Genomic DNA, 26066 nt, shown 5'->3' on the forward strand with positions numbered 1-26066 from the left:
ACGACAGTGACCGTCTCCGTCACCGGCCAGGTGCACCGGGTCGCCGCCCGCGGCCGGGGCGCCCACCGCGGCATCGCCGCGGCGCTCAAGGCCGCCCGGCCGGGCGAGACCGTCCTGGTGGAGCCCGGCGACTACACCGAGAACCTGCGGCTGGACCGGCGCGTGCGGATCATCGCCGAGCAGGGCCCGGGCACCGTCCGGCTGGCCCCGGCGGCCGGGCACCTGCCGGCGGTCACCGTGACGGTCCCGGACTGCGCGCTGCACGGGTTCGTCGTCACCGGCGGCGCCCCGGCCGCGCCGGCGGTGCTGGTCAGCGGCGCCGCCGGGCTGGTGCTGCAGGACTGCCTGGTGCGCGACGGCCGGGTCGAGGTGCGCGGCCCCGAGCCCGGCGCCGACGGAGCCGGCGCCGGCGGGCTGCTGGTGCGCGAGTGCCGGATCGAGTCCGCACCGCAGGCCGGCCTGCTGCTCGCCGGCGACTGCCGGGTCCAGGTCGCCGACACCGTCATCCGGCAGCCGGACGGCGCCGGGATCTCGGCGTCCGGCGGCGCCCGGGTCGCGCTCGACGGCGTGCGGGTCGAGCGGCCGGCCGGGGCCGGGCTCCTCGCCACCGGCGACGCCGCCGTCACCGCCGCCGACACCACCGTGACCGCGGCGGGCGGAGCGGGCGTGCAGGCCGGCGACGCCGCCCGGGTGGAGCTGGCCGGGTGCCGGATCGCCGGCTCGGCCGCCACCGGCGTGGCCGCCCAGCAGGGCGCGCGGATCACCGCGGACGGCTGCGCGGTCACCGCGTCGGGCGCCAACGGCCTGCTCCTGCTCGGCTCCGCCGCGGCCACGCTCACCGAGTGCCGCATCGCGGGGACCCGGTTCAGCGCGGTGCACCTCGCCGACGCGGCGAGCCTGCGGCTGTCCCGCAGCTGGCTGCGCGACAGCGCCGAGCACGGCCTGCACGCCATCGGCACTGCCGGCGCCGAGCTCGACGGCTGCGTCGTCGCGGGCGCGGCGATGACCGGCCTGCACACCGCCGACGACGCCCGGCTCACCGCCCGGGACCTGCAAATATGGGGCGGGAGCACCGGCGTGCACGCTGGATCCGGCGGTACCACCCTGGAAGGCTTCCTGATCGCCGAGCCGGCCCGGATCGGCATCGAGGTGGCCGCGGGGGCGACGGCCCGGTGCGCCGACGGCCGGGTGGTCGGCGCCGGCGCCGCGGGCATCGTGCTCGACGGCGACGCGACGGCCACCATCGAACGGTGCGGCGTGAGCCGCAGCGCCGGGTCGGGGATGGTGGTCTGGACCGGCGCCGCGCCGGAGGTGACCGACCTGCGCGTCGACGGGCCGACCAAGAACGGCGTCTACTTCGCGGAGCGCTCCGGCGGCACGTTCACCGACTGCGAGGTGACCCGCGCCGGATTCCCGGCCATCCACGTCGGCGAGGGCGCCGACCCGGTCCTGCGCCGGTGCCGGGTCAGCCACTGCGCCGAGGACCTGAGCCTGGACACCGGCGCCGCGCCCGTCTTCGAGGAGTGCACCGTCCACGACGTGCAGCGCTCGACGCTGCCCGCCGGGGGCGGCGCCCGGCTCGCGCAGGGCACGCCCGGTGCGGCATCGAGCGTCGGCCCCGCCCCGGCGCGGGCCGAGCCGGCCGGGCCGGAGCGGCTGGAAGACCTGCTCGCCGAGCTGGACACGCTGGTCGGCCTCGACGGCGTCAAGCGCGACGTCAACGGCCTCGTCAAGCTGATGCAGACGGTCCGCCGCCGGCAGGAGGCCGGCCTGCCGCCGCCCCCGCTCAGCCGCCACCTCGTCTTCACCGGCAACCCCGGCACCGGCAAGACCACGGTCGCCCGCCTGTACGGGCGGCTGCTGCACGCGCTGGGGCTGCTGCGCACCGGCCACCTGGTCGAGGTGGACCGCAGCGCGCTCGTCGGCGAGTACGTCGGGCACACCGCCCCGCGTACCACCGCCGCCTTCAACCGGGCGCTCGGCGGGGTGCTGTTCATCGACGAGGCCTACGCGCTGGTCTCCGCGCCGGGCGGCAACGACTTCGGCCAGGAGGCGGTGAACACGCTGGTCAAGCTCATGGAGGACCACCGCGACGACGCCGTGGTCATCGCCGCCGGCTATCCCGCCGAGATGACCCGGTTCGTGCAGTCCAACCCCGGCCTGTCCTCGCGGTTCGCCCGCACGCTGCACTTCGCCGACTACACGCCGGCGCAGCTGGCCGCCATCATCGAGCAGCAGGCCGCCCAGCACAGCTACGAGCTCAGCCCCGCCGCCCGCGCCGCGCTGACCGACCTGCTGCACCGGATCCCGCGCGGCGAGGGCTTCGGCAACGGCCGCCTCGCCCGGCAGCTGTTCCAGGAGATGACGGTACGCCAGGCCCAGCGGCTGGCCGAGCTGCCCGACCACGACCCGGCGGACCTCGTCGTCGTGGAGGCCGCCGACCTGGTGTACGACCCCCCGATCTCGACCCGCTGAAGGGAAGCCCATGGACACCGACTTCGCGGAGACCTTCCGCCGCCGCCCGGCGCCGCTGCTGCGGGGGCAGTTCGTCCCCGGCCGGCGGGCCTGGGTCGCGCTCGCGGTGGTCGGCGCGGTCGCGCTGGGCGCTCCCTCCGGGGCCCGCTGGGTCGCGGGCGTCGCCGACCGGCCCGGCGCCCCGGCGGAGCGGACGGTCGCGGCCGGGGACACCGACGTCCCGGCCGCCGCGCCGGTCGTGGCGGCGTCCGGGGAGCCCTCGGCCGCGGCGAGCCAGCCGGCCACCGGCGGGGGGACGCAGCCGGCCACCGGTGGCGGGGCTCCGCCGCCCGCGGCCGCCGGGGGCGCACAGCCACCCGCGGCCGGTGGCGGGGCACAGCCCCCGGCGGCCGATGGTGGCGCGCAGCCCCCGGCGGCGGGCGGTGGCACGCAGCCCCCGGCCGGTGGCGGGGCGCAGCCGCCCGCGACCGGCGGCGGCCAGCCGCCCGCGGCGCCGCCGGCCGTCCAGCCGGCGACCGTGACGACGACCGGCGCGCAGGCGGCCGCCCCGAAGACGACGGCGCCGACGACCGCGGCCGCCCCCGACGGCAAGCAGATCGTGGGCCACGCCTCCGGGCGCTGCCTCACCGCGTCGGCCGCCGCCGACGGCTCGCGGCTGATCCTGAAGGACTGCGCGCGGCTGAGCACCCAGCTGTGGACGTTCCGCTCCGACGGCACGATCCGGGTGGCCGGCTACTGCATGGACGCGGCGTGGGGAGACACCGCCAACGGCACCGCGCTGCAGATCGCCCGCTGCAACGGCGGCTCGGCCCAGCAGTTCCGGCTCAACACCGCGCACGACCTGACCAGTTCCTGGAACAAGTGCGCCGACGTCGTGGATTTCAGCACCGGCAACGGCGCGCCCGTGCAGCTGTGGACCTGCGGCGGCACCTCCAACCAGAAGTGGAGCGCCTGACCGGCAGGACGGTTCAGCCGCCCAGCTCGACCGCACGGCGCAGGTCGCCGGCGTAAGCCTCGGGCTGTTCCCAGGCGGCGAAGTGACCGCCTTCCGGGTGTACCACATATTCGCGAACGTTCAGGAACGCCTCGGCGTAGCTTCGCGGCTCCGGTTTGATGTCGCGCGGGAACACGGAGAGCACGGTCGGCGTGTCGATCCGGCCGGGGAGGGCGACCGGTTCGGCATAGGTGGTGAACGAGGTGCCGATCGTGCCGGTGACCCAGTAGGCGGTGACCCAGGTGAGCAGCTCGTCCGCGGTGAAGGCCGACTCGTCGGACCAGGACCGCAGTTTTTCGGCGATCCACGCCGCGAGGCCGGCGGGTGAGTCGCCGAGGGCGACGGCGAGCGTGTTCGGCCGCGTCGACTGCTCGGCGATGTACCCGCCCTCGGTCCGGAACCACTGCGCCGACCGGGCGAGGTAGGCCGCCGCGTCGGGCGCGAGCTTCGCCGGGTCCGCCGTGAGCGCACGCTGCGGGGCGACGTTCGTGAGGTGCAGGGCGGCCACCCGGTCCGGGTGCTCGGCCGCGAGGAGCTCCGCGATGGTGCCGCCCACGTCGCCGCCGGACACCGTGTACCTGGAGTACCCGAGCTCGTCGAGCGCGCCCGCGACGATCCCGGCGATCCGGTTGGCCGACATGCCGGGCGCGGTGAGCGGGGGTGCGAACGGGAAGCCCGGCAGCGCGGGCACCACCACGTGCAGGTCCGCGAGCAACGGCAGGACGCGCTCGAACCGCAGCACCGAGTCCGGCCAGCCGTGCAGCAGCACGACAACCGGAGCGCCGGGATCCGCGGACCGCTGGTGGATCACCCGCAGGCCGGCGCCGCCCGCCGGCACCGTCACCCAGGGCAACGCGTCGATGCGGCGCTCGTGCACGCTCCAGTCGTAGCCGTTCGCCCAGCGTTCGAGCAGTGCGTCGAGGTCGGTGCCGCCGATGCCGCGCGTCCTGTCGTCATTCCACGGCGTCGCGACCCGCCGCGTCCGCCGGAGTCGTTCCCGTATCTCGTCGGTCATGTGTATCAGCGTACACATGATGTGTATGCTCGTACACATGACTTCGCGCAACGCGGCCGCCACCAGGCAGCGGATCCTGGAGCACGCGCAACGCCAGTTCGCCCAGCACGGGTACACGGCGATCACGGTCAAAGGCGTGGCCGACGCGGCCGGCGTGTCGCCCAACCTCATCACGCGCTACTTCGGCGGCAAGGACGGCCTGTTCCTGGCCGCGACCCGGGTGGAGATCCCGGTCTCGAACTCCTTCGACGGCGACCGTTCCGGGCTGGGCTCGCGCCTCGCGGCGAGCATCGTCCAGCGCTGGTTCGGCGCACCCGGGGAGGATCCGCTGCTCGTGCTGCAGCGCGCGTCCGGCGAACGCCCGGAGGCGGCGGAGGCACTGGCCGCCTTCCTCGACACGAACTCGCTGGAGCCGCTGCACCGCTACCTGCGCGACGGCGGCCTGGCCGACGCGGAAGCCCGCGGCCGGGCCGCGGCGATCGACGCCTTCGTGCTCGGCGTCTCGACCCGCCGCCGGGTCCTGCGTGCCGAACTCGGCGACCCCGCCGACCTCGAAGCCTGGCTGAGCACCACCATCCAACGCCTCGCCGACGGCTGACGCCCCAGCGCGGGTGCCGGGGTCAGGGGCGGATGTATGTCTCCGTGATCATGATGTCCGCGGTGGTCGTGCGCCGGGTTTGCCATGATCCCGGAGACATTTGGTACACGGGTGTACATCAGCACTCCGTGATCATGAAAAACCGTTGGTGTCGGTGCTGGATGCGCATGATCGCGGAGACTTCCGGTCGCTGCGCCGCGCTTCGCGGCGTGCAACACACAATGCGCTCCACGATGCCGCGTTCAGTCAACGGCTTCTGTCGATTTCGTCAGTATCTTTTCACCGAATCAACAAAAGTTAACGGTGGTCGAAAAGAAGATGTAGACATTCGAGCGGAAGTTGGCTTAGCGTAGGCGAGCATCGACGGCTGTCTTCGGCAAAGGTGGAGCGGCCGGCGGTGCCCGCGTTGCACTTCGGCGAGCGCGCGGGGGTCCTGGCGGTCCTCGAAGTGGCAGGGGCCGTCCGACAACTGCTACCTCTGGAGCGCCCCGATGAAGCGACGGATGCCCACCTGGCTGCGCCCGCCCGAAATGCTCTGTGCCGCGGCCGTTCTGCTCGCCGGACTACTGACCGCGGCCGGTCCCGCGGCCGCCGACGTCCCGCCCCAGCAACCCGGGGTCACGCTGCGCGTCTTCGACCTGCAGCAGACGCCGCAGGACGCGATCTGCATCCTGAAACCGGGTCAGACGCCCAATGTCGACAAGCTCATGCCGGTGGTCAACTGGACCACCGCGGCCGACTTCGGGCAGGAGGACAACTTCCAGGCCCAGGTGCTCGGCTATGTGAACATCGCGACCGCCGGGTCGTATACGTTCCGGCTGACCAGTGACGACGGGTCGCGGCTGCTGGTCGACGGCGGGACGGTGGTGAACAACGACGGGCTGCACGGCGCGGCCAGCGTTGAAGGCACCGTCAACCTGACCACCGGCTACCACGCCCTGCACATCGACTACTTCGAGAAGACCGGCGGGCAGCAGCTCACCCTCGAGTGGCGGCCGCCGGGGGCCTCCTCGTTCGCCGTGGTGCCCAACTCGGTGCTGAGCACCGACGCGGGCGTGGTGCGGGTGACCGCGCCGGGGGCCAAGCAGTGCGAAGGGGCGGCGGACAGTCCGGGGGACGGGCTGCCGCTGAACTCCGTGTACCCGGGCTACACGCTGACCAACCTGCGGCCCGACGGGTTCCAGCCGCAGGTCAGCGCGATGGACTGGTTCCCCGACGGGCGGCTGGCGATCGCGACCTGGGGCGGCAGCAACAACGTCGTGGGGGAGGTGTACGTGCTCAGCGGGGTCACCGGGAACACCTCGCCGAGTCAGGTCACCTACCAGCGGATCGCGACCGGGCTGCGGGAGCCGATGGGGCTGAAGATCGTCGACGGGAAGATCTACGTCTCGCAGAAGCACGAGCTGACCGAGCTCAACGACACCAACGGCGACGGGGTGATCGACCAGTACCGCACCGTGGCGACGTGGCCGTTCGACGGCAACTTCCACGAGTTCGCGTTCGGGCTGCTCTACCAGGACGGGTACTTCTACCTCAACCTCTCCGTGTCGATCAACGAGGGCGGGGCGACGACCGAGCCGCAGGGGTCGGCGAACCGGGGGACCAGCCTGAAGATCAACCGCTCGACCGGCGCGGTGCAGTACGTCGCCGGCGGGCTGCGTACCCCCGACGGGCTCGGCTGGGGGCCCGGGGGCGGGCTCTTCGTGACCGACAACCAGGGCGGCTGGCTGCCCGCCTCGAAGCTGGTGCAGATCAAGCAGGACCGTTTCTTCGGCCACTACACCAACCCCGACGGGCCGTTCGACGGCCAGCCGATCACCCAGCCGGTGCTCTGGCTGCCGCAGAACGAGATCGCCAACTCGCCGAGCACGCCGCTGCTGCTCGACAGCGGGCCGTTCGCGGGGCAGATGCTCTTCGGTGACGTCACCTACGGCGGCATTCAGCGCGCCTACCTGGAGAAGGTCAACGGGGAGTATCAGGGCGCGGTGTTCCGCCTGACGCAAGGTCTGGAGATGGGGGTACTGCGGATCAGCCAAGGTCCGGACGGCGCGCTCTACGCCGGCGGGCTCGGCGCCGGCGGCAACTGGGGCCAGGAGGGCAAGCTCACCTACGGCCTGCAGAAGCTGACGCCCAACGGCGCGAGCGTGTTCGACATCAAGGCCATGCGGGCGATCGCCGGCGGCTTCGAGTTCGAGTACACGCAGCCCGTCTCGGCCGCCACCGTCGCCCAGCTCGCCTCGCGCTACCAGGCCGAGCAGTGGCGGTACGTGCCGACCCCGGCCTACGGCGGGCCGAAGGTCGACCAGGAGACGCTGCCGGTCGCGTCGGCGACGCTCTCGGTGGACGGGCTGAAGGTGACCCTCAAGCTGTCCGGCCTCAAGCCGGGCCGGGTCGTGCACGTCCGCTCGCCCCGGCCGTTCACCTCGTCCTCCGGCCAGTCGCTGTGGAGCACCGAGGCGTGGTACACCCTCAACAGCCTGGTCGACGGGACCATCCTGGGCTCCGGTCAGCTCGAGGCGGAGTATGCGGGGCTGAGCGGCAGCGCGGGCGTGGCGAGCGACCACGGCGGCTACACCGGTGGCGGGTTCGTGGCCGGCTACGGCAGCACCGGCGCCGCGACCACGTTCAGCGTCACCGTGCCGTCGGCCGGGTCGTATCCGGTGGCGCTGCGCTACAGCAACGGGCCGAACCCGAGCGCGGGCACCAAGACGGTCAGCCTGTACGTCAACGGCAGCAAGGTGCGGCAGGTGAGCCTCGCCAGCACCGGGGACTGGGAGACCTGGGCCACCCAGACCGACACGGTGAGCCTGCGGGCCGGCGGCAACACCGTGGCCTACAAGGTGGACAGCGGCGACGTCGGGCACGTGAACCTCGACAACGTCGTCGTGGGCGCGGCGAGCGGCGACCACACCGGCACCATCACCGGCATCGGCGGCAAGTGCCTCGACGTGGACAACGCCGGCACCGCCGACCACACCAAGATCCAGCTGCACACCTGCAACAACTCGAGCGCGCAGAGCTGGACCCGGATCGGTGACACGCTGCGGGCGCTGGGCAAGTGCCTCGACGTGGACAACGCCGGCACCGCCAACGGCACCAAGGTCCAGCTGTACACCTGCAACGGCAGCGCCGCGCAGGTCTGGCAGGCCCAGCCCAACGGCTCGCTGCTCAACCCGCAGTCGGGCAAGGTGCTCGACGCGGCGGGCGGGGCCAGCGCGGACGGCACGCAGATCCAGATCTGGGCGTGGGCCGACGTCGCGCAGCAGCGCTGGGCGCACAACGGGCCGAGCCGGGTGACCCTGTTCGACGGGGGCGGGCTCGGCGCCTTCCAGAATGCCGACGGCACGGCGCCGGCCTGGCCGGTGTCCGGCGGCTCGGCCGAGGTGCTCGGCGGCGACATCCGCACCAAGCAGACGTACGGCGACTTCAAGCTGCACGTCGAGTTCTGGCTGCCGAACTTCCCGCCCGACGTGACCGGGCAGGCCCGGGCCAACAGCGGGGTGTACCTCCAGGACCGCTACGAGGTGCAGGTGCTCGACAGCTACGGCAAGGCGACCCCGGCCGCCGACGACTGCGCGGCCATCTACCTGAAACGGGCCCCGTCGGTCAACGCGGCGACCGCGCCGGAGACGTGGCAGACCTACGACATCACCTTCCGCGCGGCCCGCTACACCGGCACCACGAAGACCGAGAACGCCCGGGTCACCGTGGTCTGGAACGGCGTGCTGGTCCACGACACCGTGGCCGTGGACGGCCCGACCGGCGCCGGGGCGGCGGAGAGCCCGGCGTTCCTGCCGATCCGCCTGCAGGATCACGGGGATGCCGGGGCGAACGTGCGCTACCGCAACATCTGGATCGAGCCGGCGTAGGAACCGGGGTCAGTACTGGTCGGGGCGGCGGAAGATGACCGTTTGGTCGGCGCCGCCGCCCTGCGGCCCGATGACCTGCGTCGGCGATGACTGCGGGGGCGAGCCGTACACCCCCGGCGTGCCGTAGGTCGCCGGCTGGCCGAACGGCGGCGGGTCGACGTCGGGGTCGTCGCGGTCCTTGCGCCGGAAATAGAACAGGCTGCCGACCAGACCGAGGGCGCCGACGATGGCGACGATGCCGATCCAGAAGCCGATCGACAGGCCGCCACCGCCGGAGGAGGCCCGGTTGGTCGCCGGCTCGGTGGTGGTCTGCGGGATGGCGCCGTTGCCGGCCTGCGGCGGCGCCAGGGTCTCGTCGGGGAAGGCCGGGGTGTCGCTGACCGACGCGCTGGCGGTCCGGGACGGCTTTTCCCGCCCGCTCGCGGTCGGCGTCGGGCCGCCCGAGGCGCGCAGGACGAAGTTGTCGGCGTTGCCGTGCTCCACCTGGACCCGGCCGCCGGCCTGCCCGGCCGTGCGCGCGGTGATCACGATCTGGCCCGCGGCGCTCCGCCCCGCGGCCAGGGCCTCGGTGGAGCGGCAGCTGACGGCGCGCCCGCCGCCGCCGACGGAGCAGCCCGGGTTGTCGGCGCCGTCGACGACGGCGTTGGCCGGCGCCTGCATGACGACGGTGATCCCGGCCACCGGCTGCTTGGTGTTGTTCTTCACCGTGAACCGGACCGGGATCTTGTCGCCGACCTTGCCCTGCACGCTGTTGTCGACCCGGATCTCGAGCGGGTCGGCGGCCCAGGCGGGCGTCGCGACCAGCGCGGACACGCCGAACGCGGCCACGCCGACGGCCGCGGCGGTGACCACCGCCGCGCTCCAGCGCCTCAGTTCCCGGACGTTTCCCATAGCCTCGGCGGACACTAGCAGGATTCGTCAACGATCGCCGAGCGGCGGGGTCTGGAAGAGGCGGAACAGCCACCACAGCGACGGTGCCAGGATCGCGGCGCCGCCGAGCACCGCCCACAGCGTGGCCCGCATCACGGCCGGGTCGGCCGCCGCCAGGGACACGGTCGTGGCGGGCGGCAGCAGGTACGGGTACTGGGCGGCCGCCCACCCGCACAGCACCGCGGCGACCGCGAGCCCGCCGGTGACCCGGACCGCGAGGTACCGCCCGGCGGCGAGCAGCCCGATCGAGGCCAGCCCGGCCAGCGCCGACACCGCGATCAGCGCGGCCGGGACGGGCCGCCACAGCCGGTCGGCGAGCCATCCGGCGTCGAGCGAGACGACGAGCAGGCCGGCCGCGGCGAGGACCCCGGCGCCGGCCCCGGCCCACAGGGCGGAGCGGCGCATGCGCGGTACCAGATCGGGATCCTCACGGCGGGCGTCGAGGGTCAGGAACACCGCGGCCAGGTAGGCGCAGACCGCCACGGCCAGGGCGCCGGTGGCCACCGAGGTCGGGTTCCACCACGAGGTGAGCAGGTCGCCCCGGCCGGCGGTCCACGGCGGCACCCGGCCGGAGGCGATCCCGCCCGCGACCGCGCCGAGGAAGAACGGCGTCACCACCGAGGAGAACGCGAACAGGGCACCGAAGATCCGCTGCCGGGCGAGGGTGTCGCTGGTCTTGCGGAACGCGAACCCGGCGCCGCGGCCGATGATGCCCAGCGCCGCGCCGGTCAGCGGGATGTACATGGTGGCCGCGACGCCCGCGAACACGGCCGGGAACCCGGTCCACAGCAGCACCACGGCGAAGATCAGCCACACGTGGTTGGCCTCCCACACCGGCCCGATCGCGTGCTCGATGAGCTTGCGCCGGCGCAGGCCGGTGCGGGCGCCGCCGGCGAACAGGTCCCAGAACCCGGCGCCGAAGTCGGCGCCGCCGAAGAGGGCGTAGGCGGTGACGGCGGCGAAGAGCACCCCGAGGAGCGCGTCGGTGGCGCTCATCACGGCACCGGAAAGGCGGCGACGTCGGATTCCTGTGGCGCTATGGGTACCGGCTGGTCGCGGGCCAGCCGGCGCAGGACATACACGGTGGCGACGGTGAGCAGCGTGTAGACGACGAGCAGCACGACCAGCCCGGTCCGCAGGCCCGGCGCGGTGTTGACCGCGTCGTGGGTGCGCAGGATGCCGTAGACGACCCACGGCTGGCGCCCGGTCTCGGTGGTGGTCCAGCCGGCCTCGAGGGCGAGGACGGCGGCGGGCCCGCACAGCGCGGCGGCGCGCAGGAACCAGCGGTTGGTCAGCAGCCCGCGCCGCCATCGCCAGATGACCGCGAACGCGGCGGCGACGGCCAGCATCGCGAACCCGGCGCCGACCATGAGCTGGAACGACCAGTGCACGACGTTGACCGGTGGCCGCTGATCCGGCGGTACCGTATCCAGACCGGCGATCTCCGCGTCGGGGTCCCAGTGCGCCAGCAGCGACAGCGCGTTGGGGATCTCGATGGCGTAGCGCAGCTCCCCGTCGACGGCCACGCCGCCCAGGTGCAGTGGGGCGCCGCGCTCGGTCTCGTAGAGGCCCTCCATGGCGGCGAGCTTCACCGGCTGGTAGTCGGCGACGTAGTGGGCGGCCCAGTCGCCGACGCCGACCTGCACGGGCGTCATCACGGCGGCGACGGTGAAGGGCACGAGGAAGCCGAGCCGGTGGTACCGGTCCGTGCGCCCCCGCAGCATGCCGACCGCGTAGACGGAGGCGATGCAGAAGCCGGTGACCATGAACGCGGCGACCATCATGTGCACCGACTGCGGGCCGGTGGCCCGGTTGAACATGGCGCCGAGCGGGTCGACCCCGGCGATCTTGCCGTCGACGAGGTCGAAGCCCTTCGGCTGGTTCATCCAGGCGTTGGCGCTGACCACGCAGAACGTGCCGACGATCCCGGCCACCAGGATCGGCACCCCGGACCACAGGTGCACGCGCGGGGTCAGGCGATCCCAGCCGTACAGATAGATGCCGAGAAAGATGGCCTCGACGAAGAACGCGAATCCCTCGAGGGTGAACGGCAGCCCGATCACCTGGCCGTAGGTGCCCATCAGGCCCGGCCACAGCAGCCCCATCTCGAAGCTCAGGATGGTGCCGGAGACCGCGCCCACGGCGAACAGCACGCCCATCGCCCGGGCCCAGCGGCGGGCCAGCAGCCGGTAGTGCACGTCGCCGGTGCGGTGCCCGCGCCACTCCATGTAGAGCGTGATGGCCGGCATGGCGACGCCGAAGCTCGCGATGATGATGTGCCAGCCCAGCGAGAGCGCCATCTGGGTGCGGGCGGCGGCGAAGTCGCCCGGCGTGGCCGCCTCAGCAAGATAGGTGATGGACGGTGACAGCAGCGTTTCCACGGACGCCCCCCTCGTACCGCACGGATTGCCTGCCACCGTTCTAGCCCCGCGCCGGCCCGGGCCGCTCGTCACCGGCCGCGAAAGCGGCGTTGAACACGTTGGGGAACTTTTCCGGCGTATCAAGAGTAGGGTGGCTACATGTGTCGTGCCTACCGGTAGGGCTTTGCCCGTGCGTGCGGTCGTGATGGAGCCGACCCGGCGCTCGTGGGCGCGCGCGGTCGGCGATCACATCGCACTCGTCGAGCGCTGCACGCCGCAGCGGCCGGAAGTCTCCGTGATCATGCGCAACCCGGCATCGGCACCACCGGTTTTTCATGATCGTGGAGTGGTGATGTACCCCTGTGTACCGAAAGGTTCCGGGATCATGGCAAACCCGGTGCGCGGTCACCGCGGACAGCATGATCACGGAGACATACATCCGGCCCGGCCGCGCAGATCGGCGGTTGCGCCCCGGGGGCGGGCCAGCAGCACCCCGGCCTGCCAGGGCGCGGCGCGTGCTGGGCGCGGGCGAGGCAGAGCGGTTCCTGCGCCACCTCGCGCTACAGACCGGCCCGATCAGGCGAGCGACAGGGCCGCGGCGATGTCCGCGGTGGTGGTGACCGGGTGCAGGTCGCCTGGGCACAGGGGCTCGTACATGCCCTCGGCGTAGTGGCCGGTGCCGTGCACGACCACGTCGCGGTCCGGCTGGAGCAGGCCGCGGTCGGCGGCGTTCAGGAAACCGGTGAACGCCATCACCGTCGACCACTCGTGCAGCCGCCGCAGGTCGGCCGGCAGTTCGACGCCGGCGGCGGACAGCCATGCGCGCAGGTGGGGATACCGCTCGATGCACTCCGCCAGCGACACCACGATCCCGTCGCCGCCGTGCCGGGCGATCAGGTCGTTCATCGCGGCCGAGGTTGGCGGCCGGTGCGTGTAGAAGGTCGGGTCGAGCACCTCGGCCGGGTCGTAGGTCACCGCCGGGTAGTGCGGGTCGTCGCCGACCCGCCGGAACAGCCCGCCGGCCTCGTCGCGCGCGTAGGCGGGCAGCAGGGCCCGGTCCCGCAGGGAGAGCACCATGTCGGGCGCCGCGAGGTGCTGCACGAGGAGGCTGGCCGGGCGGCTGGCCGGGCTGGCCTCGCCGGTCGACTCCAGCAGGGCGCGGCCGGTGTGGTACCCCAGCAGGCCGAAGGCCGACGAGACGGCATGGGCGTGCAGCCGGGGCCGGGCGGCGGCGTCGATCGGGTCGGCCCGCTGCTCGAAGAGCGCCCGCGCGGCGTCGGCGATCATGTAGTTGGCGAGCTCCAGCGAGAACCACACGTCGGTGTCGTAGCGACGGGCATAGTCGGCGGCGTGGTCGCGGGCGAACTCGCGGGCGAGGGCTTTGACGGTTTCGGGGTCTGTCCCGGAGTACGACAGCTGGGGGTTGAGCCGGCGCAGCCGAGGGTCCGTGGAGAGCCGGGTGGCCCGCAGCTTGTGCCGGCCCGTCGTGGGAGCCAGCGTCGCCACGCGCAGCTGCTCGGGCGTGGCGAGGCCGGCGTCCAGGGCCCGCAGGACCGCGTCGCGCAGGGCGACGCCCTTGTTGCCCGACGTCGGGGAGAAGATCAGGATGTTGCGGCCGGTGCGGCGGATGTGCTCGACCGCCCGGGCGACGATGAGCAGCGACGCGTAGGTCTTCGTGGTGTGCGTGCCCGGGTTGCCGGTGAGGTCGAGCAGCGTCACCCGGTGGCCGCGGTAGTCCGCCAGCGGCCGCCAGCGCGCCGTCGCGACCGCGAAGTAGGCCCGCACGGCGTCGTCCAGCTCCGGCAGGGCGAAGCCGGGCGTGAAGGCCGCCGGCGCCGGGTCGGTCGCGCAGCGGGCCACGATCTCGGGCATCCGGTCGTAGAAGTCCAGCACCAGGTTGCCGGTCCCGGTGGGCGCCGCGGTCGAAGTGTGCACCGGATCTACTCCTTGCTTGAGCCGCGGAGCCGCTGGCGCACCGCGTGCAGGGCCGTGATGACGTCGTCGAGGTCGCCGGCCGCGAAGCCCTCGGCATACCGCGGCAGGACGGGAGCGAGCGCGGTGGAGACCGGCGCTGAGAACCGTACCCGTTCGGGCTCGAACGACACGCCCTCGCGCGCCGACCACGCGCGGTTGGCCCGCTCCGCCGCGGCTGCGTCGAGGCCGGCGGGCAGCCGCAGGGTCACCGAACCGCCGTCGATGCGCACCGGGTACCCCCCGGGCCGCCCGCCGACGCCGGGCAGGTGCGTGTCCCGGGCCGCCCCGGTGGCCAGGTCGGCCAGCAGCCGGGCGCAGAGGGCGCCGGTGAGGTCGTTCGTGCCGCGCCGGTCGGCGCCGCGCTGGGCCGAGAGCAGGTCCGCGACGCCGTCGACCGGCAGGTCGTCGAGCCAGGCGAGGGCCTCGTCCTCGGGGTCGGCGGGGCCGCGCAGGTGCAGGTGGTGGGCGAGGACGTGCAGGCGGCCCTCGTCGGGCAGGCCGAGGGCGGCCTGCAGGGCGGTGGCCAGAATGCCGATGTTGCCCGCGCCGGTCAGCACCGGCGCGCCGGCCAGCGCGAGCAGCGGGTTGACCAGGTCGGGCAGGCAGGCGTTGACGACGAACGCGTCCGGGCGGGTCCGCGCGACGGCCCGCACGGTGGCCAGCGCGATCTGGGCCTGCAGCGGCAGGGCGGTGACGAGGCCGCCGGCCCGCAGCAGCTCGGTCCACGCCGACGGGCGGTCCATCGGCTCCCACGGCGACTGGGTGGACGCGCAGACCAGCACCCCGTGCGGGCCGAACACGGCGAAGACCGCGACGAGCGCGGCCGGGTCGGTGGGGTCGGTGACGACCGGGACGAAGCGCAGCGACCGGCCGGCCGCGGCGGCGCGCAGCTGGGCGACGTGGCAGAGGTCGGTGACGGCCGGGCGGTCGCGGGCCAGCACGGCCACCTCGGCGGCGTATCCGTCCAGGGTGGACACCGCGGAGAGGGCCAGGCAGGTGGCGCGGGCCAGCGAGCCGCTGCCCACGACGGCCAGCCGCACCCGCCGGGGCGAGGGCTCAGCCGGACGCTGGGCGAAGGCCGACGAATGCGTGAGCTTGGACGTCGTATTTCTCCACGAACGCGAGTTGGAGTAGCTGGTGCAACTCCGGGTCCTGGCTGTCCACGATAAACAGGTCGTGCAACCGGGACGGGTCGCCGCGCAGGAACACCTGCAGGCGGGCCGGGCGGCGGGCCATCGCGGCCAGGATCTCGGTGTGGATCACGTAGCAGTCGCCCTCGTGCTCGACGTAGCGGGCCTGCAGCTGGCGGGCGGTGTGCTCGTCCTCGACGAGGGTGACGGTGAGGTCGAGGAACTCGGCCATGCCGACCGTGGTCCGGCTGCCCCACAGCTCGTCGAAACGCTGCTGGATGAACTCGCCCAGCGGCGAGCGCATGGTGACCTCGAGCTGGGCGCCGAGCTCGGAGAACCGCCCGATCGGCAGGAAGGACACGAGGGCACGGTCGTCCCAGCGGTACAGCGTGATCGAGGCGGAGGCGTCGTAGAGGCGCACTTCGAAGCCGGACCGCTCGCGCTCGCCGAGGTCGGCGGTGAACCGCGACAGCCGGCGCAGGTTGCGCATGATCTCGCGCTGCACCGACAGCCGCACGTCGCCGCCCTCGAGCTCCTGCTGGCGCAGGTCGGCCGCGATCGAGCCGGGGTTGAGCAGCAGGATGCGCACCCGGGCGCCGCGGCTCAGGGCGGTGCGCACGCCGCGCAGGAAGGCGTCGGTGGCGGCGTGGTCGAGCACGTTGGAGAAGGTGGTCAGGATCTGCACGTGCTGGGTGGCGGTGGCGACCTGCTCGCTGAACCACGCGTAGTCGAGCCGGCCGTGCTCGCGGACGGTGCCTTCCTGGACGTACCGGATGATCGGCCCGATGATGGCGACCGTGATCAGCGCGCCCAGCATGCTGGTGCCCGCGTTGAGGGCCGCGTTGGCCACGCCGTCCTGGGTGTGGGTGGCGCCGTAGCCGAGCAGGCCGCCGGAGACGAGCAGGCCGAGGATGAGCACGAGCACCCAGCCCGGGCGGCGGGCGAGGGCGCGGATGCCACGGACGAAGCGCGTGAGCGACATCCTGCGCACGCGACCCCTCCCCGCCTTCGTGTGCTAGCGACAGTAGCCGATCCGCCACGGGGCACACGATGGGAAGTACCGGCCGAACATTTTCCAACACGAACTATCAAAGACCACCGTGACTACGCATACTGAGGCATCAACGTGCGTCCCTGGCCACCGCCATCGCCCAGGGACCAGCTCCCCCGACCGAAAGAGGTCCTCCCGTGGTCGATCGATCACGCCCACGGCTGCGCCGGCGGATACTGCTCGCCGCCGCCGCCAGCCTGGCCCTCACCGCCGCCGGCCTGGTCGGGCTGCCCGGCCCCGCGCAGGCCGCCGGCCCGCTGCCCTGCGACATCTACGCCTCGGCCGGCACGGCCTGCGTGGCCGCGCACAGCACCACCCGGGCGCTGTTCGCCGCCTACAACGGCCCGCTGTACCAGCTCCAGCGCGCCTCCGACGGCGCCACGCACAACGTCAACGTGCTGGAGGCCGGCGGCTACGCCAACGCCGGCGACCACGACGCCTTCTGCAACGGCACGACGTGCGCGATCATCCGCATCTACGACCAGACCAGCCGGCACAGCGACCTCACGCCGGGCCCGGCGGGCACCGCGGGCATGGGCGCGGACAAGCCGGCCGACGCGAGCGTCATCGCGGTCACCGCGGGCGGCCACAAGGTCTACGGGATCTGGATCTCGCCGCTGCACGGGTACCGCTACACCGGCGTCGCCTCCGGCGTGGCCGTCAACGGCCAGCCCGAGGGCGTCTACATGGTGGCCAGCGGCACGCACGTCGGCTCCGCCTGCTGCTTCGACTACGGCAACGCCGAGTCGACCCCGGCCGACACCGGCAACGGGCACATGGACGCGATCAGCATCGCGACCACCTGCTACTTCCCGCCGTGCACGGGCTCCGGCCCGTGGATCGAGGCCGACCTGGAGAACGGCATGTTCCAGGGCGCCAACGGCTCCAACACCGCCAACCTGGGCAACAGCTCGACGTACGTGACGGCGACGCTGAAGAACAACGGCCAGACCACGTACGCGCTCAAGGGCGGCAACGCGCAGTCCGGCGGCCTGTCGACCTGGTGGAGCGGCGCACTGCCCAACCGGGGCGGCTACATCCCGATGCACCAGGAGGGCGGCATCATCCTGGGCACCGGCGGCGACAACAGCAACTGGAACATGGGCACGTTCTTCGAAGGCGCGATGGTGTACGGCTACCCGACCGACGCCGCCGAGAGCTCGGTGCAGGCGAACGTGGTGTCGGTGGGGTACAGCGGCCAGACCAACGTGCCCAACGGCCCGCAGGGCACGGTGGGTGGCCCGGGCGGCAAGTGCGTGGACGTCGCCGCCGACGACACGGCCGGCAACGGCGGCGCGGTGCAGCTCTGGGACTGCCAGACCTACGCCGAGGACCAGCACTGGCAGCACTACGCCGACAACAGCCTGCGCACCCTCGGCCGCTGCCTGGACATCAACGGCAACGGCACGGCCAACGGCACCCAGGTCGAGCTGTGGGACTGCAACGGCGTCGGCGGCCAGAAGTGGGTCCAGCAGGCCGACGGCTCGCTGCGCAACCCGCAGTCCGGCCGCTGCCTGGACTCGCCCAGCGGCGCCACCGGCAACGGCACCCGCCTGCAGATCTGGGACTGCAACGGCTCGGCCGCCCAGAAGTTCGCGGTCAACGGCGGCGGCACCACCGTCGGCCCCGGCGGCAAGTGCGCCGACGTCATCGGCGACGACAACGGCGGCAACGGCACCGGCGTGAACCTCTGGGACTGCCAGTCCTACGCGGTCGACCAGCACTGGTTCCACCAGTCCAACGGCGCCCTGCGCACCCTGGGCCGCTGCCTGGACATCATCGGCAACGGCACGGCCAACGGCACCCAGGTCGAGCTGTGGGACTGCAACGGCGTCGGCGGCCAGGTCTGGCAGCAGCAGGCCGACGGCTCCCTGCTCAACCCGCAGTCGGGCCGCTGCCTGGACTCCCCGAACGGCGCGACCGCCAACGGCACGCGCCTGCAGATCTGGGACTGCAACGGCGCGGCGGCCCAGAAGTTCGCCCTGAGCTGACCCACCGCGGGGCGCGGGGGACTTCCCCCGCGCCCCGCGGAAATAGCCGGAATGGCATCCTACGATCGTCGATACCCCCCGACCGGGCGCCCGGGTTACGGTCATACGCCGGTAGCGGTGCTCGGCGGATCGGGGGCGAGCACCCGGACGTTTCTACAGGTAGGCGGGCAGGTCCGCGCGCAGGCAGGCGAGCATCGCGGCGCGTTCGCCCGGAGACATGGCGGTCGCGGCCCGGCGGACGCCGGACAGGATGTCGTCGAGCGGGACCGAGGCGTCCGCGCCCGGAGCGTGGTAGCGGACCTGGGCCACCAGGTCGGCCACGTAGGTCAACACGTCGTCGGGGCCGGCGGTGCTCTCCCACAGCCACGCGAGCACGCGGCCGAAGGCCTCGCCGGCGTGCGGCGTGGCGCCCCGGGTCCGCTGGGCCAGCATCGCCGCCGCAGACTCGCAGATCAGCGCGCCGATGAGCTTCTCGAAGATGTGGTCAGGCACCTCACGGGTTCGCACATCGCACTCCCGCCGATCGATGTGTAACGACGGGTGATGTTACCGCCTCAACGTGTCACGGACGAGTCGTCGTCCGTGTAAATCACGACGCCCGCGGGCGGGACGGTCAGCTGCACGGCCCGGCCGTTGCGGGCCGAGACCGACACCCGGCCGCCGGCGAAGGCCGGCTCGCTGGAATAGACGCAGGTCAGCAGGGTGCCCTCGGCGTGCAGGCCGGCGTCGACGGTGACCCAGGTGGTCCGCACCCGGTTCGGGTCGGTGTTGACGGCGACGAGAACCTCGCGGCCGGCGAAGATCCGCGACCACGGCAGCACGCCGGGCGCGGCCGGCATGGCGAAGACGACCCCGTCGGCGGAGGCCGGCCGCAGGTACTGCCGGCCCCGGCGCAGGGCGGGCAGCGCGCGGCGCACCGCCAGGATGTCGCTGAGCTGGCGGAAGGTCTCGTGGTCCTCGTCGAACGCGTGCCCGCCCCGGCTGCGGAACGGCCCGAACTCGCCGCCGAACATGGCCTCGCGGATGTAGCGGTCGTTGCCGCCCTCGCCGTCGAACTCCTGCTCGCTGCCGTAGTAGACGCACGGGATGCCCAGCGTCGTGGCGTTGATCGCGAGCGCCACCAGGGCCAGCCGCCGGCCCGGCTCGCCGGCCGCGAAGCGCGCCTTCCACCAGCCCTTGCGGACCTGGTCGTGGTCGTCGCAGGCGGTCACCACCTTGTCCCGGAACCAGGCGTGCGACTCCCGGCCGACCTGCAGCGAGTTGCGGAACAGCGCGAAGTACCCCGAAGGATCCTCGACGCCCTTGGCCGTGCCCTCCAGCCGGTCCTGCACGTCGGCGAGGCCGAGCGCGGCGTCCATGCCGACCGCGTCGAGGGTGCCGAAGGCGAACGCCCGGTCGCCGGTGATCTCGGCCACGAGGTAGAAGCGCTCCTTGCCGATGGACTGCGCGAACTCGTGGACGGCGGAGGCGAAGAACCGGGCCGCGCCGGGGTCGAGGTGCTTGACCGTGTCGACGCGCAGGCCGTCGAGGTCGGCGTAGGCGATCCAGAACTGGTAGGCGCGCACGAGGGCCAGCAGCGCCGCGGAGGGCCGGTAGTCGTCGGCGGGCCCTTCGCCGAGCGCGATGTCCTTCAGGTTTTCGAAGTCGCCTTCGAGGTACTCCGGGAAGCGGTCCCAGTCGGCGATGCGCCCCTTGCCGGTGAAGGTGGCCGTGCTCTGCAGCTCGGCCGGCCACACCCCGCCGTCGGGGTAGGCGGCCGGCACCGGCCCGACGGGCAGCACCGCGGCGCCGGTGGCGTCCCGCAGGCCCTGCACCGGGTAGCGCTGCCCGGTCCACACCGGCCGCGGATCGCCGGCGTAGGCGAACACGTCGCCGGCATGGTTGAGCACCACGTCGAGGATCACCCGCAGCCCGTTGGCGTGCGCGTCGGCGACGAGCCCGCGCAGCTCGGCGGCGGTGCCGAAGTGCGGGTCGACGGCGAGGAAGTCCTGGATGGCGTACCCGTGATAGGTGGGCTGCCCGGCGACCTGCTTGAGCACCGGGCTGACCCAGATCGCGGTGACCCCCAGCCGGCGCAGGTAGCCGAGCTTGCTGCGCAGCCCGGCCAGCGTGCCACCGGCCCAGCCCGCCCCGGCCTCCCGCCACCGGGCGGCGTCGTCCTCGGTGCGCACCGCGTTGCCGTGGTCGGCCGGGGTGAGCGGCGGGGTGGTGCCCTCGGCGACGAGCGCGCCGTCGACATCGCGGTAGCCGCGCTCGGCGCCGTCGGAGAACCGGTCGACGAGCAGGAAGTAGAGCACCTCGTCGGACCAGTCGTCCGGGGATGGGTGGAACGGCCCTTGGGTGAGCGCGGCGAAGTCGATGTCATCGATGCGGCGGTACGGCACGTACCGATCGTGCCATGGCCCCTGCGTGGAAGACTGCTGGCCATGACGACGCTGGGTACCGTGTTCCTGCCGCAGCGGCCGCCGGAGCGGCTGCGCGAGCTCGTGCAGGCCGCCGACGACGCCGGGCTCGAGGAACTGTGGCTGTGGGAGGACTGCTTCCTCGAAGGCGGCCTGACCACCGCGGCCGCGGCGCTGGCGTGGTCGTCCCGGCTGCGGGTCGGGATCGGGCTGCTGCCGGTGCCGCTGCGCAACGTGGCGGTGGCCGCGATGGAGGCCGCGACCCTGTTCCGGATGTTCCCGGGCCGGCCGGTCATCGCCGCCGGGCACGGCGTGCAGGACTGGATGGGCCAGGTCGGCGCGCGGGTGGAGTCGCCGCTGACACTGCTGCGGGAGTACACGGTCGCGCTGCGCCGGCTGCTCGCCGGCGAGGAGGTCAGCACCGGCGGCCGCTACGTGCGCCTGGACAAGGTGGCGCTGGACTGGCCGCCGCCGGGGCCGGCGCCGATCCTGCTCGGCGCGACCGGCCCGAAGACGCTGCGGCTGTCGGGCGAGGTGTCCGACGGGACGGTGCTGACCGGAGGCACGGATCCCGAAGGGGTACGCCGCGCCCGCGCGCTGATCGACGAGGGCCGCGCGGCGGCCGGGCGGACCGGCCCGCACCCGATCGTCGTCTACCTGCAGGCCGCCACCGGAGAGCGCGCCGAGGAGCGGATGGCGGCGGAGCGGCAGCGCTGGGGCTATGCGGACCGCGACGTGACCCTGACCGGCGACGAGCACGCGATCGCCGACGGGGTGGCCCGCTGGGCCGAGGCGGGCGCCGACCACATCATCCTGCAGCCCAGCCCGGACGACCCGGACCCGGAGGGCTTCGTGCGCTTCGTCGCGCAGCGGGTGCGCCCGCTGGTGGCGTCATGACCGACGGGCCGGACAACCCGGCGGTCGCCGGGATCGCCGCGAGCGGCATCGACTACCGGGTCGTCGAGCACGGCCCGGTGCGCAGCCTGGCCGAGGCGGCGGCGGTGCGCGGCATGGCGGTCGCCGACGTGGTCAAGACGATCGTGGTCCGCGTCGCCGACGGCGACTTCCGCTTCGTCCTCGTGCCCGGCGACCGGGTGATCTCCTGGCCGAAGCTGCGGGCCTTGCTGGGCGTGACCCGCATGTCCATGCCGGACGCCGCGACCGCCAAGGCGGCGACCGGCTTCGAGCGCGGCACGATCACGCCGTTCGGCTCCACCACGGCGTGGCCGGTGATCGCCGACGAGCGCATCCGGGGCCGCGAGATCACCCTGGGCGGCGGCCGGCACGGCGTGGCCCTGGCCGTCGGCGCCGACGCCGCGATCGCCGCGCTGGAGGCCACCGTGGCCGACATCTCGGACCAGGAATGAGCACCCACCCGTCGCCAATTTGCCGGGAAATACCGGGAAAATAGGAAAAATCGGCTAATTTGGCGTCGTCAGCGATCATTGCCCGGGTTCCCGGAGCCGGCGCCGGACGAAGCGGGTACTACCCGCCGCCCTGCGCCGGCCAGCCCGCACACACCGTCGTGCGCGGGCGCCCGGGAAGCGCATGCCGAGCCCCGGGCCGAACGGGGAGCTCCATCTGTCCACACATCCGTTACGCCGCAACATGGCCGCGCTGTTTCTAGCCTGGCGCTCGCTTCGCTCGGGCGCGGCCGTGGGGTTCCCACCCCGGACCCCCCATGGCCGCTGCGCGGCCACCGGCCGCGCTTCGCTGCCGGGCCGCTCACTGTCCGCGCTGGACCGCGTCAGGCTCGTCAGCCTTACTCCGCCCCCCGCGTGCCCGGTCGCTCGTCGGGGACTCCCGCCTCGGACTCTCCGTGCCGCTTCGCGCCACCGGGTGCATTGCTGGACGGCCGCCATCGTCTGCACCGTCCTGGGCGGCGCCCTGATGAGCGCCAACTCGACCCCGGCCACCACGGTGCCGCTCGCCGCCACCCACGACCGCGCCGCCCCGTCCATCACCGGCGCTCTGTCGCGGACCGCCGCCTCGTCCGCGCCCGGCATCCCCGACCGCCTGGCCGAACTCCGCGGCGCCCGTCCACCGGGCCTCGCCGCCGCCCTGGCCGCGCCCGCGACGGTCGGCACCGAGTCCGCGACCACCCGGGGCGAGGCGGCCCGCGCATCCCGCTCGACCGCCACCCGGACCGCCGGCCCGGCCACCGCGGGTCGCGCCGGCCGCACCGCCGGCGCGCGGCCGGGCACGCCGGGACCGGGCCGATCCCGGCCGGCCCGCCGACCGGCGAGCAGCGCGCCGCCCGGCCGCCCGCCGAACCGCACCCGGCCGCCGGCCGGTCCCGCCACCCTGGCGGCCGGCCCGGCGAACTCCGGTGGCGTGGTCGGGTTCGCCCTCGCGCAGGTCGGCAAGGCCTATGCGTTCGGTTCCACCGGCCCGGACGCCTACGACTGCTCCGGCCTGGTGGTCGCCGCCTACCGCCGGATCGGCCTGTCCCTGCCACGCTCCACCTACGCGCTGGCCGGCTGGGGCCACCCGGTGTCGCGCGCCGACCTGCGCCCCGGCGACCTGGTGTTCCCGTCGTCCGGCCACGTCGGCATCTACATCGGCGGCGGCCGCATGGTCCACGCCTCGACCGAGCGGGGCGGCGTGAAGGTCTCCGGCATCTACGCCTTCGCCTTCGCCCGCCGCCCCTGACCACCGGCGGCGCGCCGGTCCCGGCCGGGGCCGGCGCGCCGTGACCACCCGGCCCGCGGCCGCCGCCCGCGGCGCCGCGTGCCGGGTCAGTGCCGCCCGCGACGACGCGTGCCGGGTCAGCGCGGGCCGGGTCAGTGCGGGGAGTCGGCGAGGCGGAAGTCGGCGAAGTCGAAGCCGGGTGCGACGACGCAGCTGACCAGGACCGGATCTTCGGCGGCCGGCGCGGCCGCCTGCCAGACACCGCCCGGGATCAGGACCTGGGGGCGCTGGCCGGCGGTCACGTCGGCGCCGAGCAGGAACTCCGGGCCGGGCTCGGGGCTCTCGCCGGAGCCGCCGAGGCGCAGGGCGAGCGGGCCGCCCGAGTGCCAGAACCACAGCTCGTCGGAGCGGACCACGTGCCAGGCGGACTCCTCGCCCGGGTGGAGCAGGAAGTAGATGGCGGTCGCGGCGCTGCGCGGGCCGTCGTAGCCGGCGGGGGTGAACGTCGCCGCGGAGCGCCAGGTCTCGCGGTACCAGCCGCCCTCGGGGTGCGGTCGCATGTCGAGCTGCTCGGCCAGGTGCGGTCTCATGGGGGTACCGTATCCGGCCTAACGAACCATGCCCGGCGCGCTGATCCTTTGCGATGCTGAGCCGGTGAAACTGCGATCGCGCACCGGGGCCTCCGTCGAGCTGCGGGCGGCGGCCGGGGAGGCCGACGGCCGGTTGACCGTCGAGGGTGTCGTCGACGCGCTGGACGGGCGGGCCTGGTCGTTCCGGGCCGCGTGCCTGACCGGAGGCGAGGCGCGGCGGCTCGGCGAGTGGCTGCTGCGGGCCGCGAAGGGGCGGGCGGAGCCGCAGGCGCGGCTCACGTTCCCGGTGCTGTCCTTCACGCTGGACGAGCACGACTACGGCCAGCCGCGGCTCGTCGTCGGCTTCTCCGGGGAGACGGCGCCGGCGTGGCTCGGCGAGGAGCGGGAGCGCACGTTCGACTACCCGGTGACGCTGGACCTGACGCCGGAGTCGCTGGAGGCCGCCGCCGTGGATTGGGACCACGAGATCAACCGTTCGCGCTCCTGAGGGCTTACCATCGCCCGATGCGACGCTTCGGGGTCATGCTGCTGGTGGCGGCGTTCGGGCTGGCGGGCTGCATCGAGGAGCCCCAGCCGGTCGACTCGAGCGAGCTGCCGCCGATCGCCACCACGGCGGCGGCGGACTCGCCGAGCGCCGCGTCCGCGCCGGCGTCGGCCGCCCCCGAGGTGTACACCAACGGAAACCCGGCCGGCAAAGCGCCGGTGCCGCCGGAGGCCCGGGCGGTGGACACGTCGACGCCGACCTGGGTGGTCGGCGACGGCACGCCGGCCGGCTGCACATCGGAGAAGTTCGTGGCGGCGGTGGCCGCGGGCGGGCTGATCCGCTTCGACTGCGGGCCCGACCCGGTGACGATCGTGGTCAAGGAGACCGCGAAGGTGCACAACCGCGCGCCGCGGGTCGTGATCGACGGCGGCGGCAAGGTCACGCTGAGCGGCGAGGGCAAGCGCCGCATCCTGTACCAGAACACCTGCGACCAGTCGCTGGAGTGGACGAGCACGCACTGCCAGGATCAGGAGACGCCGCAGTTGACCGTGCAGAACATCACGTTCGCCGACGGCAACTCCACCGGCGACAAGACCGAGGGCGGTGGCGGCGGCGCGATCTTCGTGCGGGGCGGCCAGTTCAAGGCGGTCAACGCCCGGTTCGTGCGCAACCGCTGCGACGCCGGCGGGCCCGACCTGGGCGGCGCCGCGGTGCGGGTGCTCAGCCAGTTTCACGGCCAGCCGGTGTACATCGTCAGCAGCACCTTCGGCGGCGCCGCCGGCCAGGGCGGGACGTGCGCCAACGGGGGCGCGCTGAGCAGCATCGGGGTGTCCTGGACGGTGCTCAACAGCGTGTTCTCCTACAACTCCGCGGTGGGCCGGGGTGCCAACCCGGCCCGGGCCGGCACCCCCGGCGGCGGCAGCGGCGGCGCGATCTACTGCGACGGCAACAATTTCACGGTGCGCATCGCGGGCACGCTGATCGAGCAGAACAAGGCCAACGAGGGCGGCGGTGCGGTGTTCTTCGTCAGCAACGACCGCACCGGCACCATGTCGATCGAGAGCTCGACGCTGCGGAAGAACCCGAGCGCGGGCTTCGAGACCCAGGGCTTCCCGGGCATCTTCTTCCAGGGCGCCAAGCCCCCGTCGGTCTCCGGGTCGACGCTGTCGAAGTGAGACCTACGAGCGCAGGCAGGCGCAGAACGGGTGGCCGGCCGGGTCGAGCAGGACCGTGTACCGCCCGGCGCCGGGCTGGAACTCGGGCCTGGTGGCGCCGAGCTTGAGCGCGCGCTCCTCGGCCTCGCCCAGGTCGTCGACGTAGAAGTCGAGGTGGAACTGCTTGGGCACGGGGCCCTCGGGCCAGGTGGGCGCGGCGTAGCCGGGCACCTGGCCGAAGCCGATCGACGTCGTGCCGTCGCTGATCATCGCGTACTCCGCCTGGCTGTGCGTGACGTCCCAGCCCAGCACCTCGCCGTAGAAGCTCGCCAGCACGGGCGGCTCGGCGCAGTCGATGTTCACCATGATGAGACTCGCGAATCCGGTCATGCGCCCATCCTCGCGGGTATTCCTGCCA

General features: G+C 73.5%; 21 protein-coding genes. 10 read left to right on the forward strand and 11 right to left on the reverse strand.

The window, feature by feature from the left end; translation table 11 throughout:
* Positions 1-6: 6 nt before the first annotated feature.
* Together ACQPXD_RS09090 and ACQPXD_RS09095 are read left to right on the forward strand one after the other, a co-directional pair.
* Entirely contained in the window at positions 7-2475 is a 2469-nt protein-coding gene (locus ACQPXD_RS09090; RefSeq protein ID WP_432836678.1) for a right-handed parallel beta-helix repeat-containing protein, read from the forward strand.
* Between the two features lie 10 nt (positions 2476-2485).
* Positions 2486-3430: a ricin-type beta-trefoil lectin domain protein gene (locus ACQPXD_RS09095; RefSeq protein ID WP_432836680.1), complete on the forward strand. Its 945-nt coding sequence runs from the start codon at positions 2486-2488 to the stop codon at positions 3428-3430.
* A 13-nt stretch (positions 3431-3443) separates the two neighbouring features.
* Here ACQPXD_RS09095 and ACQPXD_RS09100 read toward each other — a convergent pair whose 3' ends face one another.
* A complete protein-coding gene (locus ACQPXD_RS09100) occupies positions 3444-4484 on the reverse strand; it encodes an epoxide hydrolase family protein (RefSeq protein WP_432836682.1) in 1041 nt (346 codons plus the stop codon).
* A 37-nt stretch (positions 4485-4521) separates the two neighbouring features.
* On the opposite strand from ACQPXD_RS09100, the gene ACQPXD_RS09105 reads away from it, so the two are divergent.
* Positions 4522-5082 (forward strand): TetR/AcrR family transcriptional regulator, encoded by a 561-nt coding sequence (locus ACQPXD_RS09105; RefSeq protein WP_432836684.1) that lies wholly within the window; start codon positions 4522-4524, stop codon positions 5080-5082.
* A gap of 491 nt (positions 5083-5573) precedes the next feature.
* Positions 5574-8951, forward strand: coding sequence for a family 16 glycoside hydrolase (locus tag ACQPXD_RS09110; RefSeq protein WP_432836686.1), 3378 nt, complete (start codon positions 5574-5576; stop codon positions 8949-8951).
* 9 nt (positions 8952-8960) lie between these two features.
* Here the strand turns inward: ACQPXD_RS09110 and ACQPXD_RS09115 are convergent, their stop codons facing one another.
* From ACQPXD_RS09115 to ACQPXD_RS09140, 6 genes are all read right to left on the reverse strand, one after another.
* Positions 8961-9803 (reverse strand): hypothetical protein, encoded by an 843-nt coding sequence (locus tag ACQPXD_RS09115; protein ID WP_432836688.1) that lies wholly within the window; start codon positions 9801-9803, stop codon positions 8961-8963.
* 66 nt (positions 9804-9869) lie between these two features.
* Positions 9870-10877 (reverse strand): cytochrome d ubiquinol oxidase subunit II, encoded by a 1008-nt coding sequence (locus tag ACQPXD_RS09120; protein WP_432836690.1) that lies wholly within the window; start codon positions 10875-10877, stop codon positions 9870-9872.
* Complete coding sequence (locus ACQPXD_RS09125; RefSeq protein ID WP_432836692.1) at positions 10877-12262, reverse strand: cytochrome ubiquinol oxidase subunit I; 1386 nt, start codon at positions 12260-12262, stop codon at positions 10877-10879. Before ACQPXD_RS09125 ends, ACQPXD_RS09120 begins: the two co-directional genes overlap by 1 nt.
* A gap of 555 nt (positions 12263-12817) precedes the next feature.
* Complete coding sequence (locus ACQPXD_RS09130; RefSeq protein WP_432836694.1) at positions 12818-14176, reverse strand: DUF6002 family protein; 1359 nt, start codon at positions 14174-14176, stop codon at positions 12818-12820.
* A gap of 5 nt (positions 14177-14181) precedes the next feature.
* Complete coding sequence (locus tag ACQPXD_RS09135; protein ID WP_432836696.1) at positions 14182-15255, reverse strand: potassium transporter TrkA; 1074 nt, start codon at positions 15253-15255, stop codon at positions 14182-14184.
* 16 nt (positions 15256-15271) lie between these two features.
* A complete protein-coding gene (locus ACQPXD_RS09140) occupies positions 15272-16327 on the reverse strand; it encodes a DUF5919 domain-containing protein (RefSeq protein WP_432836698.1) in 1056 nt (351 codons plus the stop codon).
* A gap of 206 nt (positions 16328-16533) precedes the next feature.
* On the opposite strand from ACQPXD_RS09140, the gene ACQPXD_RS09145 reads away from it, so the two are divergent.
* Positions 16534-18387 (forward strand): arabinofuranosidase catalytic domain-containing protein, encoded by a 1854-nt coding sequence (locus ACQPXD_RS09145; protein ID WP_432836700.1) that lies wholly within the window; start codon positions 16534-16536, stop codon positions 18385-18387.
* 153 nt (positions 18388-18540) lie between these two features.
* On the opposite strand, the gene ACQPXD_RS09150 is transcribed toward ACQPXD_RS09145, so the two are convergent.
* Both ACQPXD_RS09150 and ACQPXD_RS09155 read right to left on the reverse strand, forming a co-directional pair.
* Positions 18541-18894, reverse strand: coding sequence for a hypothetical protein (locus tag ACQPXD_RS09150; protein ID WP_432836702.1), 354 nt, complete (start codon positions 18892-18894; stop codon positions 18541-18543).
* 47 nt (positions 18895-18941) lie between these two features.
* Positions 18942-20771: an alpha-amylase family glycosyl hydrolase gene (locus ACQPXD_RS09155; RefSeq protein ID WP_432836704.1), complete on the reverse strand. Its 1830-nt coding sequence runs from the start codon at positions 20769-20771 to the stop codon at positions 18942-18944.
* A gap of 42 nt (positions 20772-20813) precedes the next feature.
* On the opposite strand from ACQPXD_RS09155, the gene ACQPXD_RS09160 reads away from it, so the two are divergent.
* From ACQPXD_RS09160 to ACQPXD_RS09170, 3 genes are all read left to right on the forward strand, one after another.
* Entirely contained in the window at positions 20814-21686 is an 873-nt protein-coding gene (locus ACQPXD_RS09160) for an LLM class flavin-dependent oxidoreductase (protein ID WP_432836706.1), read from the forward strand.
* On the forward strand, positions 21683-22156 hold the full coding sequence (locus tag ACQPXD_RS09165; protein ID WP_432836708.1) for an aminoacyl-tRNA deacylase: 474 nt from the start codon (positions 21683-21685) through the stop codon (positions 22154-22156). Before ACQPXD_RS09160 ends, ACQPXD_RS09165 begins: the two co-directional genes overlap by 4 nt.
* Before the next feature lie 472 nt (positions 22157-22628).
* A complete protein-coding gene (locus tag ACQPXD_RS09170; protein ID WP_432836710.1) occupies positions 22629-23441 on the forward strand; it encodes a C40 family peptidase in 813 nt (270 codons plus the stop codon).
* 131 nt (positions 23442-23572) lie between these two features.
* Here ACQPXD_RS09170 and ACQPXD_RS09175 read toward each other — a convergent pair whose 3' ends face one another.
* Positions 23573-24010, reverse strand: coding sequence for a cupin domain-containing protein (locus tag ACQPXD_RS09175; RefSeq protein ID WP_432836712.1), 438 nt, complete (start codon positions 24008-24010; stop codon positions 23573-23575).
* Positions 24011-24074: 64 nt separating this feature from the next.
* Between ACQPXD_RS09175 and ACQPXD_RS09180 the strand changes: the two genes are divergently transcribed.
* Together ACQPXD_RS09180 and ACQPXD_RS09185 are read left to right on the forward strand one after the other, a co-directional pair.
* Positions 24075-24497, forward strand: coding sequence for a WapI family immunity protein (locus ACQPXD_RS09180; protein ID WP_432836714.1), 423 nt, complete (start codon positions 24075-24077; stop codon positions 24495-24497).
* A 17-nt stretch (positions 24498-24514) separates the two neighbouring features.
* Positions 24515-25669, forward strand: coding sequence for a hypothetical protein (locus ACQPXD_RS09185; RefSeq protein ID WP_432836716.1), 1155 nt, complete (start codon positions 24515-24517; stop codon positions 25667-25669).
* Between the two features lie 3 nt (positions 25670-25672).
* Here the strand turns inward: ACQPXD_RS09185 and ACQPXD_RS09190 are convergent, their stop codons facing one another.
* Complete coding sequence (locus ACQPXD_RS09190) at positions 25673-26038, reverse strand: VOC family protein (protein WP_432836718.1); 366 nt, start codon at positions 26036-26038, stop codon at positions 25673-25675.
* Positions 26039-26066 lie beyond the last annotated feature (28 nt).

The organism is Dactylosporangium sp. CA-092794, from assembly GCF_050948465.1.
Classification (GTDB): domain Bacteria; phylum Actinomycetota; class Actinomycetes; order Mycobacteriales; family Micromonosporaceae; genus Dactylosporangium.

Coding starts and splice junctions, on each gene's coding strand:
- ACQPXD_RS09095 (WP_432836680.1), top strand. CDS start 2,486: ATGGACACCGACTTCGCGGAGACCTTCCGCCGCCGCCCGGCGCCGCTG.
- ACQPXD_RS09100 (WP_432836682.1), bottom strand. CDS start 4,484: ATGACCGACGAGATACGGGAACGACTCCGGCGGACGCGGCGGGTCGCG.
- ACQPXD_RS09105 (WP_432836684.1), top strand. CDS start 4,522: ATGACTTCGCGCAACGCGGCCGCCACCAGGCAGCGGATCCTGGAGCAC.
- ACQPXD_RS09110 (WP_432836686.1), top strand. CDS start 5,574: ATGAAGCGACGGATGCCCACCTGGCTGCGCCCGCCCGAAATGCTCTGT.
- ACQPXD_RS09120 (WP_432836690.1), bottom strand. CDS start 10,877: ATGAGCGCCACCGACGCGCTCCTCGGGGTGCTCTTCGCCGCCGTCACC.
- ACQPXD_RS09140 (WP_432836698.1), bottom strand. CDS start 16,327: ATGTCGCTCACGCGCTTCGTCCGTGGCATCCGCGCCCTCGCCCGCCGC.
- ACQPXD_RS09160 (WP_432836706.1), top strand. CDS start 20,814: ATGACGACGCTGGGTACCGTGTTCCTGCCGCAGCGGCCGCCGGAGCGG.
- ACQPXD_RS09165 (WP_432836708.1), top strand. CDS start 21,683: ATGACCGACGGGCCGGACAACCCGGCGGTCGCCGGGATCGCCGCGAGC.
- ACQPXD_RS09175 (WP_432836712.1), bottom strand. CDS start 24,010: ATGAGACCGCACCTGGCCGAGCAGCTCGACATGCGACCGCACCCCGAG.
- ACQPXD_RS09185 (WP_432836716.1), top strand. CDS start 24,515: ATGCGACGCTTCGGGGTCATGCTGCTGGTGGCGGCGTTCGGGCTGGCG.
- ACQPXD_RS09190 (WP_432836718.1), bottom strand. CDS start 26,038: ATGACCGGATTCGCGAGTCTCATCATGGTGAACATCGACTGCGCCGAG.